Annotated in this window: 17 protein-coding genes; 10 read left to right on the forward strand and 7 right to left on the reverse strand. The window is 70.7% G+C overall.

Annotated elements, in window-relative coordinates:
• Positions 1-14: 14 nt before the first annotated feature.
• Positions 15-968: an ROK family glucokinase gene (locus tag ABZ656_RS33720; protein ID WP_101405611.1), complete on the forward strand. Its 954-nt coding sequence runs from the start codon at positions 15-17 to the stop codon at positions 966-968.
• Between the two features lie 237 nt (positions 969-1205).
• Positions 1206-1958: an endonuclease/exonuclease/phosphatase family protein gene (locus ABZ656_RS33725; protein ID WP_101408197.1), complete on the forward strand. Its 753-nt coding sequence runs from the start codon at positions 1206-1208 to the stop codon at positions 1956-1958.
• A gap of 9 nt (positions 1959-1967) precedes the next feature.
• On the opposite strand, the gene ABZ656_RS33730 is transcribed toward ABZ656_RS33725, so the two are convergent.
• On the reverse strand, positions 1968-2654 hold the full coding sequence (locus ABZ656_RS33730) for a hypothetical protein (protein ID WP_101405612.1): 687 nt from the start codon (positions 2652-2654) through the stop codon (positions 1968-1970).
• Positions 2647-3459: an alpha/beta fold hydrolase gene (locus ABZ656_RS33735; protein ID WP_360273002.1), complete on the reverse strand. Its 813-nt coding sequence runs from the start codon at positions 3457-3459 to the stop codon at positions 2647-2649. Before ABZ656_RS33735 ends, ABZ656_RS33730 begins: the two co-directional genes overlap by 8 nt.
• Positions 3460-3614: 155 nt before the next feature.
• On the opposite strand from ABZ656_RS33735, the gene ABZ656_RS33740 reads away from it, so the two are divergent.
• The 4 genes from ABZ656_RS33740 (at position 3615) to ABZ656_RS33755 (ending at position 7539) form a co-directional block, all read left to right on the forward strand.
• Positions 3615-4385: a lysophospholipid acyltransferase family protein gene (locus ABZ656_RS33740; protein WP_360272986.1), complete on the forward strand. Its 771-nt coding sequence runs from the start codon at positions 3615-3617 to the stop codon at positions 4383-4385.
• Positions 4386-4418: 33 nt separating this feature from the next.
• Positions 4419-5654 carry a DUF5931 domain-containing protein gene (locus tag ABZ656_RS33745; RefSeq protein WP_101405613.1) on the forward strand — a complete coding sequence of 412 codons (1236 nt, stop codon included), beginning with the start codon at positions 4419-4421 and terminating at the stop codon, positions 5652-5654.
• The gene (locus tag ABZ656_RS33750; RefSeq protein WP_360272989.1) at positions 5651-6343 is read left to right on the forward strand and encodes a response regulator transcription factor; all 693 of its coding nucleotides are present in this window, start codon (positions 5651-5653) and stop codon (positions 6341-6343) included. The genes ABZ656_RS33745 and ABZ656_RS33750 overlap by 4 nt, the downstream gene beginning before the upstream one ends.
• 167 nt (positions 6344-6510) lie before the next feature.
• Positions 6511-7539, forward strand: a complete 1029-nt coding sequence (locus ABZ656_RS33755; protein WP_101405614.1) for a 6-phosphofructokinase — start codon at positions 6511-6513, stop codon at positions 7537-7539.
• Between the two features lie 83 nt (positions 7540-7622).
• Here ABZ656_RS33755 and ABZ656_RS33760 read toward each other — a convergent pair whose 3' ends face one another.
• Together ABZ656_RS33760 and ABZ656_RS33765 are read right to left on the reverse strand one after the other, a co-directional pair.
• A complete protein-coding gene (locus tag ABZ656_RS33760) occupies positions 7623-9524 on the reverse strand; it encodes an anthranilate synthase family protein (RefSeq protein WP_360272992.1) in 1902 nt (633 codons plus the stop codon).
• A gap of 128 nt (positions 9525-9652) precedes the next feature.
• Positions 9653-9709 carry a trp operon leader peptide gene (locus tag ABZ656_RS33765; protein WP_071528813.1) on the reverse strand — a complete coding sequence of 19 codons (57 nt, stop codon included), beginning with the start codon at positions 9707-9709 and terminating at the stop codon, positions 9653-9655.
• 124 nt (positions 9710-9833) lie between these two features.
• Between ABZ656_RS33765 and ABZ656_RS33770 the strand changes: the two genes are divergently transcribed.
• The 3 genes from ABZ656_RS33770 to ABZ656_RS33780 all read left to right on the forward strand — a co-directional run bounded on the left by ABZ656_RS33770 (position 9834) and on the right by ABZ656_RS33780 (position 12931).
• The gene (locus ABZ656_RS33770) at positions 9834-11039 is read left to right on the forward strand and encodes a glycoside hydrolase domain-containing protein (protein ID WP_101405616.1); all 1206 of its coding nucleotides are present in this window, start codon (positions 9834-9836) and stop codon (positions 11037-11039) included.
• Positions 11040-11178: 139 nt separating this feature from the next.
• The gene (locus tag ABZ656_RS33775; protein ID WP_054231523.1) at positions 11179-12531 is read left to right on the forward strand and encodes a class II 3-deoxy-7-phosphoheptulonate synthase; all 1353 of its coding nucleotides are present in this window, start codon (positions 11179-11181) and stop codon (positions 12529-12531) included.
• A gap of 148 nt (positions 12532-12679) precedes the next feature.
• Positions 12680-12931 (forward strand): (2Fe-2S)-binding protein, encoded by a 252-nt coding sequence (locus ABZ656_RS33780; RefSeq protein ID WP_101405617.1) that lies wholly within the window; start codon positions 12680-12682, stop codon positions 12929-12931.
• 44 nt (positions 12932-12975) lie between these two features.
• Here the strand turns inward: ABZ656_RS33780 and bfr are convergent, their stop codons facing one another.
• Complete coding sequence (gene bfr / locus ABZ656_RS33785) at positions 12976-13455, reverse strand: bacterioferritin (RefSeq protein ID WP_101405618.1); 480 nt, start codon at positions 13453-13455, stop codon at positions 12976-12978.
• A 155-nt stretch (positions 13456-13610) separates the two neighbouring features.
• Here bfr and ABZ656_RS33790 point away from each other — a divergent pair, with 155 nt between their 5' ends.
• Positions 13611-14243 carry a sulfite oxidase-like oxidoreductase gene (locus tag ABZ656_RS33790; protein ID WP_101405619.1) on the forward strand — a complete coding sequence of 211 codons (633 nt, stop codon included), beginning with the start codon at positions 13611-13613 and terminating at the stop codon, positions 14241-14243.
• 24 nt (positions 14244-14267) lie between these two features.
• Here the strand turns inward: ABZ656_RS33790 and ABZ656_RS33795 are convergent, their stop codons facing one another.
• Both ABZ656_RS33795 and pknB read right to left on the reverse strand, forming a co-directional pair.
• The gene (locus ABZ656_RS33795; protein WP_101405620.1) at positions 14268-15137 is read right to left on the reverse strand and encodes a deoxyribonuclease IV; all 870 of its coding nucleotides are present in this window, start codon (positions 15135-15137) and stop codon (positions 14268-14270) included.
• Between the two features lie 76 nt (positions 15138-15213).
• Positions 15214-17172, reverse strand: coding sequence for a Stk1 family PASTA domain-containing Ser/Thr kinase (pknB, locus tag ABZ656_RS33800; RefSeq protein WP_360272999.1), 1959 nt, complete (start codon positions 17170-17172; stop codon positions 15214-15216).
• Between the last annotated feature and the right edge of the window lie 357 nt (positions 17173-17529).

Here is a 17529-nt window from a genome sequence, read left to right on the forward strand (position 1 = left end):
AAACTGAGGGATTCATGGGACTCACCATCGGCGTCGATATCGGCGGCACGAAGATCGCGGCCGGTGTGGTCGACGAGGAAGGCAACATCCTCTCGACGCACAAGGTGCCGACCCCCACCACGCCGCAGGCCATCGTGGACGCCATCGCCGCCGCAGTGGAGGGCGCGCGCGCAGGTCACGACATCGTCGGCGTGGGTATCGGTGCCGCCGGATACGTGAACCGCCAGCGCTCGACCGTGTACTTCGCGCCCAACATCGACTGGCGGCAGGAGCCGCTCAAGGCCGAGGTCGAGGCGCGCGTGGGGCTGCCCGTCGTCGTCGAGAACGACGCGAACGCGGCGGCGTGGGGCGAGTACAAGTTCGGCGCGGGCAAGGGCCACCGGAACGTCATCTGCATCACCCTGGGCACGGGCCTCGGCGGCGGCATCATCATCGGCAACAAGCTGCGTCGCGGGCACTTCGGCGTGGCCGCCGAGTTCGGCCACATCCGCATGGTGCCGGACGGTCTGCTGTGCGGCTGCGGCTCGCAGGGCTGCTGGGAGCAGTACGCCTCCGGGCGCGCCCTCGTCCGCTACGCCAAGCAGCGGGCCAACGCCACCCCCGAGAACGCGGAGATCCTGCTCGCGCTGGGCAACGGCACCCCCGACGGCATCGAGGGCAAGCACATCTCGGTGGCCGCGCGCCAGGGCGACCCGGTGGCGGTGGACTCCTACCGCGAGCTGGCTCGCTGGGCCGGCGCCGGCCTCGCCGACCTGGCCTCGCTCTTCGACCCCTCCGCCTTCATCGTCGGCGGCGGCCTCTCGGACGAGGGCGAGCTGGTCCTCGACCCCATCCGTAAGTCGTACAAGCGCTGGCTCGTCGGCGGCAACTGGCGCCCCGTGGCCGATGTGATCGCCGCCCAGCTCGGCAACGAAGCCGGCCTCGTGGGCGCGGCGGACCTGGCCCGGGAACCCGACCCGATCATGTAACCGACTTGATCACGCAGTACACACACCTCGCCCGCCGCGCCCTTCAGGGGGACGGCGGGCGAGGTCGTACCGAACCCCTTTCGGCGGGGGAGCGGATGGCGCCCGAGAGGGGCGCGGGGCTGTTACATCATGCGGCTCCGCCGCGCGGGCCCGACCAGCCACAGCCGGTCGGCGGACGGCAAATCACCCGCAGCGTTCCGGCTCCCCCGAGCAGCGCGTCCACGTATGTTGATCCACATGGCGACGACCCCGCTGCCCCGCTCCCACACCGAACCCGACGGCTCCGCCGTCATCCGCGTCCTCAGCTACAACATCCGTTCGATGCGCGACGACACCACCGCCCTCGCCCGCGTCATCCACGCCTGCGCCCCCGACCTGGTCCTCGTCCAGGAAGCCCCCCGCTTCTTCCGCTGGCGCAAGAAGCTGGCCCGGCTCGCGGCCGCGTCCGGCCAGACGATCCTGTCCGGCGGCGCGACCGCCGCGGGACCCGCGCTCCTGTGCTCGATGCGGGCCACCGTCGAACGCACCGAGGACGTCCTGCTGCCCCTCACCCCCGGCCTGCACCGCCGCGGCCTCGCCACCGCCGTCGTCCGCTTCGGTGCCGCCCGGCTCGGCGTGGTGAGCTGCCACCTCTCGCTCCAGAAAGACGAGCGGTACACGCAGAGCGGTCTGCTCCTCGACCGCCTCGCCGCCCTCGGAACCCCGCACGCCCTCGCCGGCGGTGACCTGAACGAACGCCCCGACGGCCCCGCCTTCACCCGCCTCGCCGCCGGCCTCCAGGACTGCCGGGCCACCGCGCCCTGGGGCGCGGAGTACACCTCGACGCCCACCGACCCCCACCAGCGCATCGACGCGATCTTCGCCACCGGCGGCATCGAGGTCCTCGGCTGCGGGGTCCCGTACGGCCACCCCGGGGTCACGGAGACGGACCTGAGGGCGGCCACGGACCATCTGCCCGTGCTGGCCGCCCTCAGAGTGCCCGCCGCGTAACCGGCCGCGTCAGACCACCGCGCCCCGCCCGGGATCGTCCTCGTCCTCGTCGTCGGGCTTCATGCGCGCCACGAGGGTGGCGAAGCCGCCCAGGAAGCCGCCGATGCCGACCGTGGCGAGCCACCACGTCATGTCCCAGCCGAGCAGGATGGCCAGCAGCAGCACGATCGGGCCGCCGACGACGGCGAGCCAGGCGAACTTGGCCGTGGTGTCGGCGCTGGGCAGCGGGGGCGGTTCCGGGGGGACGAAGTGGCCCTCGTCGTCCCCGTCGAAGTCGTCCTCGGAGGGCTCGGGTGCCTGGTAGTCGCGCGGACCGCGGACGCCGGGCGCGAAGGAGACGGAGCCGCCGAGGGGCTTCGCCGCAGTGGGCGGCTTCCCGGCCTCGTCGCCGGCCCCGTCCTTCTCGCTCGTCCCGACGGTCCCGCCGGTCTCGTTCTTCTTGCCCTTCTCGGGCCTCTCGGGTGCGTCCCCGCCGCCCGGGGCGTCGTTCGTCACCGGGTCGAGGAGCGCCAGGTCCTCGACCGACTTGAACGGTTTCGCGCCAGGCGGGTCCGGAGGCTCCTCGCCGTACCCGGCGACGATCGCCTGCCACGCGGCGTCCTCGTCGAACGGCACACCCTGCTCGTCACCGAGAGGCTCGCCGACGGGTACGCCCTTCTCGTCGGGCTCGCCGCGCTCCGCGTCGTGCTCAGCCACCAGTGGCCGTCCCTTCCTGCTGACCCACCTGACCCGTGTCGGACCGCTTGCCGACACTGGGCGCGAGCCGGGCGATGAACGCGTAGCTCTCCTCGAAGATCCGGTCCGCGTCATGGTCCAACGTCGCCACGTGGTAGCTCTGTTCCAGCAGGATCTCCGTCACGTCGGTGGACGACACCCGGCTCAGGATCCGGGCCGAGTCGACGGGCGGCACCACATGGTCCTGGGGGCTGTGCAACAGCAGCATCGGCTGGGTGACCTGGGGCAGTTCACCGTCGACCATCCGGTAGAAGTTCCGCATGGAGTGGGCTGCGTGCAGGGGCACCCGGTCGTAGCCCACCTCCTCGACGCCCTCCTTGGCGATGTCGCTGGTGATGCCGCTCACCGTCCGCACGAGGTGGCGGAGCACCGGAAGGGCGTGGGCGGCCGCTCCGTGCACCTTGTTCGCCGGGTTGACGACGACGATGCCGCTCACCTCGTCCCCGTGCTTCGCGGCGAGCCGCAGGGTCAGCGCGGCGCCCATGGACAGGCCGAAGACGAACACCCTGGCGCAGCGCTCCCGCAGGGCGCGCAACTCGCGGTCCACCTCCGCGTACCAGTCCTGCCAGCCGGTGAGCTGCATGTCCTCCCAGCGCGTGCCGTGCCCCGGCAGCAGGGGCAGCGCGACGGTCAGACCGCGCTCGGCGAGATACTCCGCCCAGGGGCGCAGCGACTGCGGGGAACCGGTGAAGCCGTGGCAGAGAAGGACACCGACCTCTCCGCCCTCGTGGCGGAACGGCTCGGCTCCAGGAAGGACGACCGGCACCTTCGGTCTCCTGTTCATCAGACGGGCGGAATGCGAGGCGTACTTCACCGTACGCGACCGCACTGACACCGACCAGGGTCGTCGGGGCCTTTGACAGTGCTCCGGGATAAGGTCTCATCGACTACACAGGAGGCATTCGGTTGATCTACGGCGCCATGAAGTTTTCCATCGGAGGGCCGCTGAAGCTTGCCTTCAGGCCCTGGGTGGAAGGCCTCGAGAACATTCCCGCCGAGGGCCCCGCCATCCTGGCAAGCAATCATCTGTCGTTCTCGGACTCGTTCTTCCTGCCCGCGGTCCTCGACCGCAAGGTGACCTTCATCGCGAAGGCCGAGTACTTCACGACGCCCGGCGTCAAGGGCCGGATGACCGCCGCCTTCTTCAAGGGCGTCGGCCAGCTCCCGGTGGACCGCTCCGGCGCGCGCGGCGCGGGCGAGGCGGCCATCAAGAGCGGCATCGACGTCATCGAGCGCGGTGAGCTGTTCGGTATCTACCCGGAGGGCACGCGCTCGCCCGACGGGCGGCTGTACCGCGGCAAGCCGGGCGGCCTCGCGCGCGTGGCGCTCGCCACCGGCGCCCCGGTCATCCCGGTCGCCATGATCGACACCGAGAAGATCCAGCCGCCGGGCAAGGTGATGCCCAAGCTGATGCGTCCGGGCATCCGCATCGGCAAGCCGCTCGACTTCAGCCGCTACAACGGCATGGAGCACGACCGCTTCGTGCTGCGCGCGGTGACCGACGAGGTCATGTACGAGATCATGAAGCTCTCCGGCCAGGAGTACGTCGACATCTACGCGACGGCCGCCAAGCGGCAGATCGCGGAGGTGGCGAAGGCCGAGAAGCAGGCGCTCAAGGAAGCAGAACAGGCGCAGAAGGAGGCCGCGAAGGCGGCCGAAGCCGAAACCGAAGAGGGACGGGCCGGCTCCTAGACGCTTGCGTCGGGGGGCGGGGGGTGGGGGGACATGGCCAAGCGCGAGAGAGTCATGAGGATGTCGGTCGAGCAGCCGCTGTGGCGTGCGCTCACCGCCTACCGCGTGCTGACGATGCTGTACGCGATCGGGCTCTTCGCCACCGCGTTCCGCAAGTTCGCCCACCCCTGGGTGGCCATCGGGTACTTCGCCGTCCTGTCCGTCTGGACGCTCGCCACCCTGCCCAGGGTCGCGAACGCGGCGAGCTGCACCAAGCGCTTCCTCGCCGTCGACCTGACCATCGCGCTCACCGGCATCATGCTCACGCCCGTCGCGGACGCCCACCACCGCGTGGTGACCGGCGGCCCCACACTCCCGTCGATATGGACCGCGGGCTCCGTCCTGGCCTTCGCCATCAAGGGCGGCTGGCGCTGGGCGGCGTTCGCCTCGACGCTCGTCGCGGTCGCCAACCTCGTCGAGCGCGGCGCCCCCACCCGCGACACGATCCACAACGTGATCCTCGTCTGGGTCGCCTCCATCGCCATCGGATACGTCGTCGAGGTCGCCCGCGCCTCCGAGCTCACCCTCGCCCGCGCCCTGGAGATCGAGGCCGCGACCCGCGAGCGCGAGCGCCTCGCCCGTGACATCCACGACGGCGTCCTGCAGGTCCTCGCCATGGTGCAGCGGCGGGCCTCCGCGCTCGGCGGCGAGGCCGCGGAGCTGGGCCGGATGGCCGGCGAGCAGGAGGTCGCGCTGCGCACCCTGGTCTCGGGCGGCCTGGTGCCCGTCTCGCGGGTGTCCGAGGACGCCTCCCTCGGCGCCGTCGTACGGGCCGTCGAGGAACCGGACGACGACCAGGACTCCCGGGGCCCTGTCGACCTGCGCGCACTGCTCGCTCCGTACGCGACCGCGCGCGTGACCTTCTCGGAGCCGGGCGCCCCGGTTCCTCTCCCCCCGGCCGCCGCCCGGGAGTTGGCCGCCGCTGTCGGTGCCGCCCTGGACAATGTCCGGGGGCACGTCGGCGAGGACGCCCGCGCCTGGATCCTCGTCGAGGACGAGCCGGACGAGGTGATCGTGACCGTACGCGACGACGGCCCGGGCATCCCGGAGGGGCGGCTCGCCCAGGCCGAGGGGGAGGGGCGGCTCGGTGTGGCCCTGTCGATCCGGGGCCGGCTGCGCGACCTCGGCGGCGCCGCCGAACTGATCTCGGTGCCGGGCCAGGGCACGGAGGTCGAGCTGAAGATACCGAAGGTTTCCAGGGTTTCACGGGGGAAGACGGAGCAGCGATGACGGAGGTCACCGACGTGGCGGGGCAGGATCCGATCAAGGTCATGGTGGTGGACGACCACCCCATGTGGCGCGACGCGGTCGCCCGCGACCTGGACGCGTCCGGTTTCGCCGTGGTCGCCACCGCGGGCGACGGCGAGCAGGCGGTGCGCCGTGCCCGGGCCGCCGCGCCCGACGTCCTGGTGCTCGACCTGAACCTGCCCGCCAAGCCCGGCGTCCAGGTCTGCAAGGAACTGGTCGGCACCAACCCGGCGCTGCGCGTCCTCGTCCTGTCGGCCAGCGGCGAGCACGCGGACGTCCTGGAGGCGGTGAAGTCCGGCGCCACCGGCTATCTGCTGAAGTCGGCGTCCACGGAGGAGCTGATCGACGCGGTGCGCCGCACGGCCGTCGGCGACCCCGTGTTCACGCCGGGCCTCGCGGGCCTGGTCCTCGGCGAGTACCGCCGGCTGGCCTCCGAGCCCGCCCCCGCCGCGGGCGCCGACGAGCCCAAGGCCCCGCAGCTCACCGACCGCGAGACCGAGGTGCTGCGCCTGGTCGCCAAGGGCCTGAGCTACAAGCAGATCGCCGAGCGCCTGGTCATCTCCCACCGCACGGTCCAGAACCATGTGCAGAACACCCTGGGCAAGCTCCAACTCCACAACCGGGTGGAGCTGGTGCGCTATGCCATAGAGCGCGGTCTCGACGAGGCGTAGACCCCCACGAGTGGCCGGTGTAAACCCTGGTTGACCCACCATCGAGTGAAGGCGTGTGATCAACACCCGCACAATTCACCGGAATTGCCCTTCCGCACCATGCCGAAGTGACCTGGATCACTATTAGCGTGAGTCCCATCAGGCAACCGCGGCGAAGGGACTTTTCCATGCGGGTCGGAGTACTGACCGGAGGCGGCGACTGCCCCGGACTCAACGCCGTCATCCGGGGCATCGTCCGCAAGGGCGTGCAGGAGTACGGGTACGACTTCGTCGGCTTCCGGGACGGCTGGCGCGGACCTCTCGAGAACGACACCGTCCGGCTGGACATCCCCGCCGTGCGCGGCATCCTGCCGCGCGGCGGCACCATCCTCGGCTCCTCGCGGACGAACCCGCTCAAGCAGGAGAACGGTATCCGCCGCATCAAGGAGAACCTCGCCAAGCTGGAGGTCGAGGCGCTCATCGCGATCGGCGGCGAGGACACGCTCGGCGTCGCCGCGCGCCTCACCGACGAGTACGGCGTGCCCGTCGTCGGCGTACCCAAGACCATCGACAACGACCTGTCCGCCACCGACTACACCTTCGGCTTCGACACCGCCGTCGGTATCGCCACCGAGGCGATCGACCGCCTGCACACCACCGCCGAGTCGCACATGCGCGTCCTCGTCTGCGAGGTGATGGGCCGTCACGCGGGCTGGATCGCCATCCACTCGGGCCTGGCCGGCGGCGCCAACGTCATCCTCATCCCCGAGCAGCGCTTCGACGTCGACCAGGTGTGCGCCTATGTGACCTCGCGGTTCAAGGCCTCGTACGCGCCGATCGTGGTCATCGCCGAGGGCGCGATGCCCAAGGACGGCCAGATGGTCCTGAAGGACGAGTCCCTCGACTCCTTCGGCCATGTGCGCCTCTCAGGGGTCGGCGAGTGGCTGGCCAAGGAGATCGAGAAGCGCACCGGCAAGGAGGCCCGCACCACGGTCCTCGGGCACATCCAGCGCGGCGGCACCCCCAGTGCCTTCGACCGCTGGCTCGCCACCCGCTTCGGGCTGCACGCCATCGAGGCCGTCCGCGACGGCGACTTCGGCAAGATGGTCGCCCTGCGCGGCACGGACATCGTCCGGGTCCCGATCGCGGAGGCCACGGCCAAGCTGAAGACGGTCGACCCGAAGCTGTACGAGGAGGTCGCGGTCTTCTTCGGCTGACGCGCCCCCTCCCCGCGATCCCGTCGGCCGCACGGGCCTCCCGACACCCGTGCGGCCGGCGTCCTCGACCACGGCTGCCACGACTACACGGAGGGCCGCCGCTTTGACAACGTGCCGGTGCCCCGCAGCCGACCGACCAGCTCCCGTACGACGGCCGTCCCGTTCAGCGTCAGCACCGACTCCGGGTGGAACTGCACGCCCGCGAACCCGGGCCCGCGCAGCGCGTGCACCTCACCGCCTCCGGTGCGGCTGACCTCGATGTCATGGGCCGACAGCTCGGCCGCCGTCTCCTCGTCGCAGTGCGCCACGAAGCTGTTGTAGAAACCGACGGTCTCGGCCCGCCCGAAGAGATCGATCGCCGTCTGCGCGCCCTGGTACGGGACCTCCTTGCGTACGATCTCCAGGCCCAGCTCCGCCGCGATCAGCTCGTGGCCGAGGCAGACGCCGAGCACGCCGTGCCCGTGCCCCCCGATCACCTCGGCGGTGAGCTCCCGCAGGAACCGCATCTTGGGATCGTCCATGTCCAAGGGGTCGCCCGGACCGGGGCCCAGGACCAGCGGCCCCTCGTGCGCCCGCACCGCCTCCCGCAGTCCCGGCTCGTCGTAGCGCCGCACGGTCACCTCGAGTCCCGAGGACCGCAGCACATGCGCGAGCATCGCCGTGAAGGTGTCCTCGGCGTCCACGACCAGCGCATGCCCCTGCAACTCGCGCGCCTGCTCCTGCATCCGCAGCCAGAACGGCGCGAGCGAGGCCCGCCGCCCGTCCAGCGCCGCCCGCACCCTGGGATCGTCGGCCAGCCTCGGCCGTACGCCCTCCGCGCGACCCACGGGCTCCACGACCCCCAGCGCCGCCAGCACCCCCGCCGCCTTCGCGTGCGTCTCGGCGACCTCGCCCGCCGGATCCGATCCCCGGACGAGGGTGGCGCCGACCGGCACCCGCAGCCGCCCGTCCGCGTCGATGTCGGCGGTCCGGATGAGGATGGGCGAGTCGAGGGTCTGGGCACCGACAGACCCCTCCCGCCCGCCACCCGCGTTCCGGCCGATGAGGGCCAGCGCGCCCGCGTAGTAGCCCCGTCCGCCGACCTCGTGCCGCTCGATCACCCGGCACGCGTTCTGCACCGGTGACCCCGTGACGGTCGCCGCGAACATGGTCTCCTTCAGGACCTCGCGCACATCCAGCGAGGACCGGCCCCGCAGCTCGTACTCGGTGTGCGCGAGGTGGGCCATCTCCTTGAGCCGCGGACCGATCACCACGCCGCCCATGTCACCGACCGTGCACATCATCTTGAGCTCCTCGTCGACGACCATCGAGAGCTCCTCGATCTCCTTGCCGTCGGCGAGAAAGCCGAGCAGGTCCTCCGCGGAGGGCCCCTCGGCGGGATAGCGGTACGTGCCGCTGATGGGGTTCATCACGACGGTCCCGCCCGACATCCGCACATGCACCTCGGGGCTCGCGCCCACAAGCGTGCGCTCCCCGGTGTGTACGACGAACGTCCAGTAGGCGCCCCGCTCACCGACAAGCAGCCGCCGGAACAGGGCCAGCGCGTCGGCCCTCCCGAACCCCGGGATCGAGCCCTCGTACGTACGCCGGATCACGAAGTTCGCGCCCTCGCCGCGCCCGATCTCCTCCTCCAGCACGCGCCCGACGATCCCCGCGTACTCGTCGTCGGCGACGTCGAAGCCCCCGCCGGTGACACGCACCTTGTGCGTCGGCAGCTCCGCCAGCGCCCGCTCCAGCGGCAGGACGTGCGTCTCCTCGGGGGTCAGCACCGAGAGCGGCGTGCCGTCGTCTCGGACGTCGAAGCCGCGCTCCCTGATCTGGCGGAAGGGGACGAGCGCGAGGCCCTCGTCGGGGAGATCGGCGAGGCGGTCGCACGTGCTGACCGGGCCGAGCAGCAGCTCGACGGTGTCGTGATCGTGACCGGGGGTGCGGCGGCGCAGCAGGGCGAACGGACGGGGATCGTCCAGCAGGTCGAGCAGGTTCATCGGTCCTGTTCCTTCTCTCGGATTCCCGGATTCTCGGATTCCCGAAAACTCGGAGAGGAACGGCCCGTGTCCGCAAACACCGAAGGCCGCCCCTCGGGCGGCCTTCGCGAAGTCTTGCGTACGCGCAGTCAGTGGGCCGCCGGATGAGCGGTCCACCACCAGTTCTGGGTCGAGTGCGCGAACATGCGCCGCACATTACCCGACGTCGAGGGGCGGGCAACAGCGTGAACCGTCCGCCCCCTGCGTTCCTACTGCTCGGTCACCGGCCATGGATGGCATGGCCCAGGAAGCCCGATCGAGGAGAGAACCATGTACGCAGCCCGTTCACCCCGGCCCCGCCGTGGCGGTGTCCGAACGCTCACCGTGTGCGCCGCCGCCGCGGCCCTCGCCGCCGGCCCGCCCGGCACCGCACGCGCCGCCGGGACCGACGGCACCGTCAAGGTCACCTACCGCGGCCACGAGTTCACCGTCCCCGCCGCCTGGCCGATCGTGGACCTGGAGAAACATCCGGACGTCTGTGTCCGCTTCGACCGGCATGCCGTGTACCTCGGCACGCCCGGCGACCAGCAGCAGTGTCCGGCGGGGGCGAGGGGACGTACCGAGGCGTTCCTGATCCAGCCGTCCGTCGTCAAGGGCCGCACCGCCAGCGAGAACCGCACGGCCCGCACGTTCCGGGTCACCGCCGACCGGATCGCCGTGACCGCCGCGTACGCGGAGGACCGTACGAGGATCCAGGACATCCTGCGCGACGCCGGTCTGCCGGACGCCGCCGCGGGGACCGACGTGACCGCGGGCGCGCCCGCCGCGGCGCCGCTGCCCGCCGACGCGACGTCCTTCCGTGGCGAGGGCTTCGACGCCTGCACCGCGCCGGGCCAGACGGCGATGGACGCCTGGCGGGACGACTCCGACTACGGGGCCGTCGGCGTCTACATCGGCGGGGTCAACCGTGCCTGCGCCCAGAGCAGACTCACCGCCGGCTGGCTGCGGACGCAGTACGCGAACGGCTGGCGCTTCTTCCCGCTGTACGTCGGCCGCCAGCCCACCTCCGACGGGGGCAGCTGCAAAGGCGGCTGCGAGGCGATCACCGACCCCGTGCCGCAGGGCACAGACGCCGCCGACGACGCCGTCGAGCAGGCCATCACGCTGGGCTTCCCCAAGGGCACGGTGATCTACGACGACCTGGAGAACTACGCCCCCGGCTCCACCGTCACCAGCCGGGTGCTGTCGTACCTCGACGCCTACACCAAGCGCCTGCACGCGCTGGGCTACCGCTCCGGCGTCTACGGCAACACCTCGTCCCTGGTCACCGACCTGGTCGCCAACAAGAGCCGCGTCACCCTGCCCGACGTGCTCCACTTCGCCCGCTGGAACGGCAAGTCGACGACCACCGACTCGGCGATCCCCGCGAACCTGTGGGCCGACCACCAGCGCATCCACCAGTACGTGGGCGACACGACCGAGACGCACGGCGGCGCGACGATCTCCATCGACCGCGACCGGCTCGACGTGGAATAGGGCCTGGCCACCCGCCCGCTCCGGGCGGCCGCGGGGACCTGCCGCGCGGCCGCCCGGAGCGCGTCCCGATCGAGCGCGGTCCGTCTCAATTGATGGGCATGGGGATGGACGCCCGACACGACCCCGTAATGTTGTCAGGGTGACCGTGAACGCTAAGCCCAGCGCAAGCGCTGGCAACACCTGGCGAGACCTGCCCGCGGCGCAGCAGCCCGAGTACCCCGATGCCGAGGCTCTGCGCGATGTGATCGCGGACCTCGAGTCGTATCCGCCGCTCGTCTTCGCGGGCGAGTGTGACCAGCTGCGCGCCCGGATGGCGTCCGTCGCCAAGGGAGAGGCGTTCCTTCTCCAGGGCGGCGACTGCGCCGAGGCCTTCGACGCGGTGTCGGCCGACCACATCCGCAACAAGCTCAAGACCCTGCTCCAGATGGGCGCCGTGCTCACGTACGCCGCCTCGGTGCCGGTCGTGAAGGTCGGCCGCATCGCCGGTCAGTACTCCAAGCCGCGCTCCAAGGGGACCGAGACCCGCGACGGCGTGACCCTGCCGACGTACCGGGGCGACTCGGTCAACGGCTTCGACTTCGACGAGAAGGCCCGTATCCCGGACCCCGAGCGCCTGAAGCGGATGTACAACGCCTCCGCCTCCACGCTCAACCTGGTGCGCGCCTTCACCACCGGCGGTTACGCCGACCTGCGCCAGGTGCACGCCTGGAACCAGGACTTCGTGAAGTCCTCCCCGTCCGGGCAGCGCTACGAGCAGCTGGCGCGGGAGATCGACAACGCGATGAACTTCATGCGGGCCTGCGGGACCGATCCGGAGGAGTTCAAGACCGTCGAGTTCTACGCGTCCCACGAGGCACTGCTCCTCGACTACGAGGCGGCGCTGACCAGGGTCGACTCGCGCACGGGCCAGCTGTACGACGTCTCGGGCCACATGGTGTGGATCGGTGAGCGCACCCGGCAGCTGGACGGCGCGCACATCGAGTTCGCCTCGCGGATCCGCAACCCGATCGGCATCAAGCTCGGCCCGACGACGACGGCCGAGGAGGCGCTCCAGTACATCGACCGTCTCGACCCGGACCGCGAGCCCGGCCGGCTGACCTTCATCGTGCGGATGGGCGCCGACAAGGTCCGCGACAAGCTCCCCGAGCTGGTCGAGAAGGTCACGGCGTCGGGCGCGGTGGTGGCCTGGGTGACCGACCCGATGCACGGCAACACCTTCGAGGCGGCCTCCGGTCACAAGACCCGCCGCTTCGACGACGTGCTCGACGAGGTCAAGGGCTTCTTCGAGGTCCACAAGGGTCTGGGCACGCACCCGGGGGGCATCCACGTCGAGCTCACCGGTGACGACGTCACCGAGTGCGTGGGCGGCGGCGACGAGATCTTCGTCGACGACCTCCACCAGCGCTACGAGACGGCCTGCGACCCGCGTCTGAACCGTAGCCAGTCCCTCGACCTGGCCTTCCTGGTCGCGGAGATGTACAGGGACCAGTGACGGGTTCGCCTGTTACACCTGAGTGAAGTGGGGCGCGGATCACATACGATCCGCGCCCCCTCCCACTTTTGCGGCCCCTGAGTGATGGGTAAGGTTAGGTTAGCCTCACCGGTTAACGGGACGGCACCAGACATCAACCCGCCGGGAGGTGAACCGCGTGTACGTATGCAGTTGCTTCGGGGTCACCGAACAGCAGGTCAAGCAGCACGCGGAGAACGGCGCCTGCACGCCCCGCCAGATAGCCTCCGCCAGCAAGGCGGGCACGGACTGCGGCTCCTGCGTCCGCAGTATCCAGGCGATCCTCGGCCGTGGCGCCTGCCCCCGCCGTGAGCTGGCCGAACAGGGCAAGCCGGTGCTGGCCGAGCTGTCCCCGGCGCGGAGCATGGAAGAGGCCGCCTAGGGCCCGCCTAGGGCCTGTCCGGTGGATCACGCCGGAGACGCGGATCAGCTGTCGGGCTGCTCGATCACCTGGGCGATGTAGAGCGCCTCGCCGAGCTTTTCCACCAGCTCCAGCTGGGTGTCCAGGTAGTCGATGTGGTGCTCCTCGTCCTCGAGGATCGACTCGAAGATGTTCGCGGACGTGATGTCGCCCTTGTTGCGCATCACCTCGATCCCGCGCTTGAGGCGGTCGATCGCCTCGACCTCCACCTGCCGGTCGGCCTGGAACATCTCGGTGACGGTCTGCCCCACCCGGACGTGGAAGAGCCGCTGGTAGTTCGGCAGGCCCTCCAGGAAGAGGATCCGGTCGGTCAGCACCTCCGCGTGCTTCATCTCGTCGAAGGACTCGTGGCGCGTGTACTTCGCGAGCTTCGTCCAGCCGAAGTTCTCCTGCATCTTCGCGTGCAGGAAGTACTGGTTGATCGCGGTCAGCTCGCCGGTCAGCTGCTCGTTGAGGAATTCGATGACCTCGGGGTCGCCCTGCATCGCAGAGGCTCCTTCCAAGCGGGGGACTGGGCAGATTGCGCCGCATCCTCGCATCGGCGTCCCGGGTCGTCCAGTAAGTGCACGCTTAGTATGAGTTGCCCGATTCCGTACTGGGCTGGTCATGTGCACTGTCCCGGGTCTGTCAGGATGGAGTCATGGGTCAGCCGGTGGAACGTGGAACGGGAGAAGCGGCACAGTCGGAGCTTCCGCCGGGGCAGCGACTGCAGCGCGGCTGGCCGGTCACGCACTACGGTCCCGTACCCAAGTTCCGTCCCGAGCGCTGGGAGTTCAGGGTCTTCGGCGCCACCGCCGACGGTGAGAAGCACTGCTGGACCCACGAGGAGTTCACGGCCCTGCCGTACACCTCGGTCGTGGCCGATCTGCACTGCGTCACGAAGTTCAGCATGATCGGCGCCGAATGGGGCGGTATCCCGGCGCGCACGATCCTGGAGATCGCCCCGCCCGCGCCCACCGTCACCCATGTCATGGTCTGGGCGGAGTACGGTTTCAGCTCGAATCTGCGCCTCGACGACTTCGCCTCCGACCGCGCGATCTTCGCCACCCACAAGGACGGCGAACTCCTCACCGCCGAGCACGGCTTCCCGCTCCGCCTCGTCGTCCCGCACCTCTACGCCTGGAAGGGCCCCAAGTGGGTCCGCGGCGTCGAGTACATGACGGCCGACCGCCGCGGCTTCTGGGAGGAGCGCGGCTACCACAACATCGGCGACCCCTGGCGCGAACAGCGCTACTCCTACCAGGAGGAGCCCGGGGACGGCCCCGAGCTCTGACCCGGCCCGCCTTTTCGGGCGGCGTCAGCCGTCCCTGAGTTTCTTCAGGCGCTCCACGTCCGCCGCGTGTCCCTCCTTCCCGCCCGGCGTCTCGATGATCAGGGGTACGCCCTCGGTGGCGGGGTGGGTCATCAGCGCGCGGAACGGGTCCTCGCCGATGTGACCGGAGCCGATGTTCTCGTGGCGGTCCTTGTGGGCACCGACCACGTCCTTGGAGTCGTTGGCGTGGATCAGCTTGAGCCGGCCCTCGCCGACCGTGTCCACCAGCAGGTCGAGCGTCTGGTGCATGCCGCTCGGCCCGGTCAGGTCGTGCCCCGCCGCGTAGATGTGGCAGGTGTCGAGGCACACGCCCAGCTTCGGATGGGCGTCCAGCGCCTCGAAGTACGGCCCGAAGTCCCAGGTGCGCGAGCAGAGCGAGGCGCCCTGGCCCGCGGTCGACTCCAGGAGCAGATACGGGTCGTCGTCATGCGTCAGCTCGTCCAGCAGGGGCAGCAGATGCTCACGTACCTGCTTCAGGGCGACGGACCGCTCCCGGCCCCCGGTGGCGCTCCCCGTGTGCACGACCACGCCGAGCGCCCCGATCTCCCGGCCCCGCCGCAGCGAGTGCCGCAGCGACTCCACCGACTTCTCGACCGTCGCCTCGGTGTGCGAGCCGAAGTTGATCAGATACGGGGCATGGACGTACGCGGGGATCGACTCGGCGGCACAAGCCGCCCGGAACTCCTCGTCCTGTCGGGGACTGCCGACGGGCGTCGCCCAGCCGCGCGGGTTGGCGACGAAGACCTGGACGGTCTCGGCGCCCATCTCGCGTGCGTAGGTCAGGCCGACGGAGCTGAGGCCGCCTGCCACGGGGACATGGCCGCCGACGGGGTTGCGGAGCTGCTTGCTGGTCACGCTCTTCAGGGTGTCACGTGCTCCCGGGCGGCCCGTCGGCGGACCTCACTGCCGTGGCCTCGGCGTTGCCGTGGCCTCAGCGGATCACGATGGTGATCGTCGATCCCTTGGGCGCGGTCTTGCCGCCCTCCACAGACTGGCTCTTGACGTGGTCCCCGAAGAGCCCGAGCAGCCCGCGGTCCTCGTTGACCTGGAACCCGGCGTCCTCCAGCGTCTTCTTCGCGTCGTCCACGCTGTTGCCCACCACGTCCGGCACCGAGACCATCTCGGGGCCCTTGGAGACCGTCAGCGTGACGGTGTCGCCCCCGGCGACCTGGCTGCCCGCCTTCGGCGACTGCTGGGCGATCTGGCCCTGGTCGAACTCCGAGTTGACGCGCTGGGTGTCGATCTTCACCTTCAGGCCCGCCTGCTCCAGCTCCGAGGTGGCGTCCGCGACGGACGCGCCCGTGACGTCCGCGACCTCCACCGGGCTGCCCTTGCTGACGGTGAGGGCGATGGCCGAACCGGCGTGCCGCTCCGTGCCCGCGCCCGGATCCGAACTGATCACGAAGCCCTTGGGAACGTCCTGGTTGAACTCCCGGGTGACCATGCCCGCGGCGAGCCCGTCCCCCTTCAGGACCTCCCGCGCCTTGAACAGCGCGAGTCCCGTCAGGTCGGGCACCTTCACCGTCTCCGGGCCGTTGGAGATGGTCAGTGTCACGGAGTCGTTGTCCCGGATGCGCGCGCCGGGCGCCGGGTCGCTGCTGATGACGGTGCCGCGCTTCACTGTGTCGCTGTACGCGTGCTTGACCTGACCGACGTCGAGACCGGCCTGCTCGATCCGGGCCTTGGCCTGCGCCTCGGTCTTCGCCAGCAGCAGCGGGACCTTGGTGAACTGGCCGGAATTGATGTACCAGACTCCCGCGCCGAGCCCGAGCACCAGCACGACCGCGGCGATGATCGCGAGCATTCCGCGCCGGGGCCGTGAGTCGCGCCGCGGGGGAGCGGGCGGTCCGGACTCGAACCGGCTGGTCTGCTCGAACCGACTGGTCCGGTTCAGCGGGTCACCGCCGTCGCCGCCGTCCTCGTAGCCCTCGTTCACCGGCAGCAGGCGGGGCACGGAGAGCGAGCGCGGGATCACGCTCGTACGGTCGCCCGCGTTGTCGTGCCCCACGGCGAGCGCCTGCGGGGGTATGGCGTCGAGCTGCTCGGCGGTGAGGCCCGCCCGCGCCTGGAGGACCTGGCCGAGCAGCGCCACCGCGTCGTGCGGGCGCACCTCGGGGTTGCGGGCGGTCGCCGCGGCGACCAGCTCGTCGAGGGCGTAGGGCATTGAGGGCACGGCGGCCGAGGGCGGCGGCACATCCGCGTGCAGGTGCTGGTAGAGCACCTGGGCGGGGGAGTCCCCGGAGTGCGGCTTGCCGCCGGTGAGCATCTCGTAGAGGACGACCCCGCAGGCGTAGACGTCGACGCGGGTGTCCGCGGTGCCGTGCTCGATCTGTTCGGGGGCGAGGTACGACACGGTGCCGAGTACGGCCCCTGTCGTGTTCGTGACGGTGTCCACGGCCCGGACGAGGCCGAAGTCGGCCACCTTGACCCGGCCGTCGTCCCCTATCAGGACGTTCTCCGGCTTCATGTCGCGGTGCACGAACCCGGCGCGGTGCGCGGCGCCGAGCGCGGCGAGCACCGGCTCCAGGACGTCCAGGGCGGCCCGCGGTTGCAGCGCCCCGCGCTCGCGCAGCACGTCGCGCAGGGTGCAGCCGGCGACGTACTCCATGGCCAGATAGACGTACGACCCGTCAGCGCCCTGGTCGAAGACCTGCACCACGTTGGGGTGCGCGAGCCGGGCCACCGACTTGGCCTCGCGGATGAACCGCTCGACGAACGAGCCGTCGGCGGCCAGCGTCGGGTGCATCACCTTGAGCGCGAGCACGCGGTCGAGGCGGGTGTCCAGGGCCCGGTAGACCGTGGCCATCCCGCCGACCGCGATCCGTGCGTCGACGCGGTAGCGGCCGTCGAGCACTTGCCCGACAAGCGGGTCCTGAAGGGTCGTATCCACGCAGGCGAGTCTACGAGCCGCCACTGTCACCCCCACCCTTCCGGCCAATTCCGGAGCGGGACTGCAGCCGACCTGTGACGCTTCTCGCACGGCTGATCGATGCGGTCCGCATGTCGTGCACAGGGGATGTAAGTCAGGCTGCCCCTCCAACCCGCAGCCGCCGACGGCGCCCCGCCCCCACGGGCGACCCCCGCTTTCCGGCCGACCGGAAACAGGCGGTGCGCGGGCGGGAGAAAAAACACACCAGCGCCGGGTGCCTAGGGCCGCAACAGGCAACGTTCGCCCCGTCGCGACGCCCGGCACGCACTCTCGCCGCACGGGCCGAAAGCCCAAGTACGTCCAGTACGAGGACTTCTG

The sequence above is a fragment of the Streptomyces sp. NPDC007095 genome (assembly GCF_040634475.1).
GTDB lineage: Bacteria > Actinomycetota > Actinomycetes > Streptomycetales > Streptomycetaceae > Streptomyces.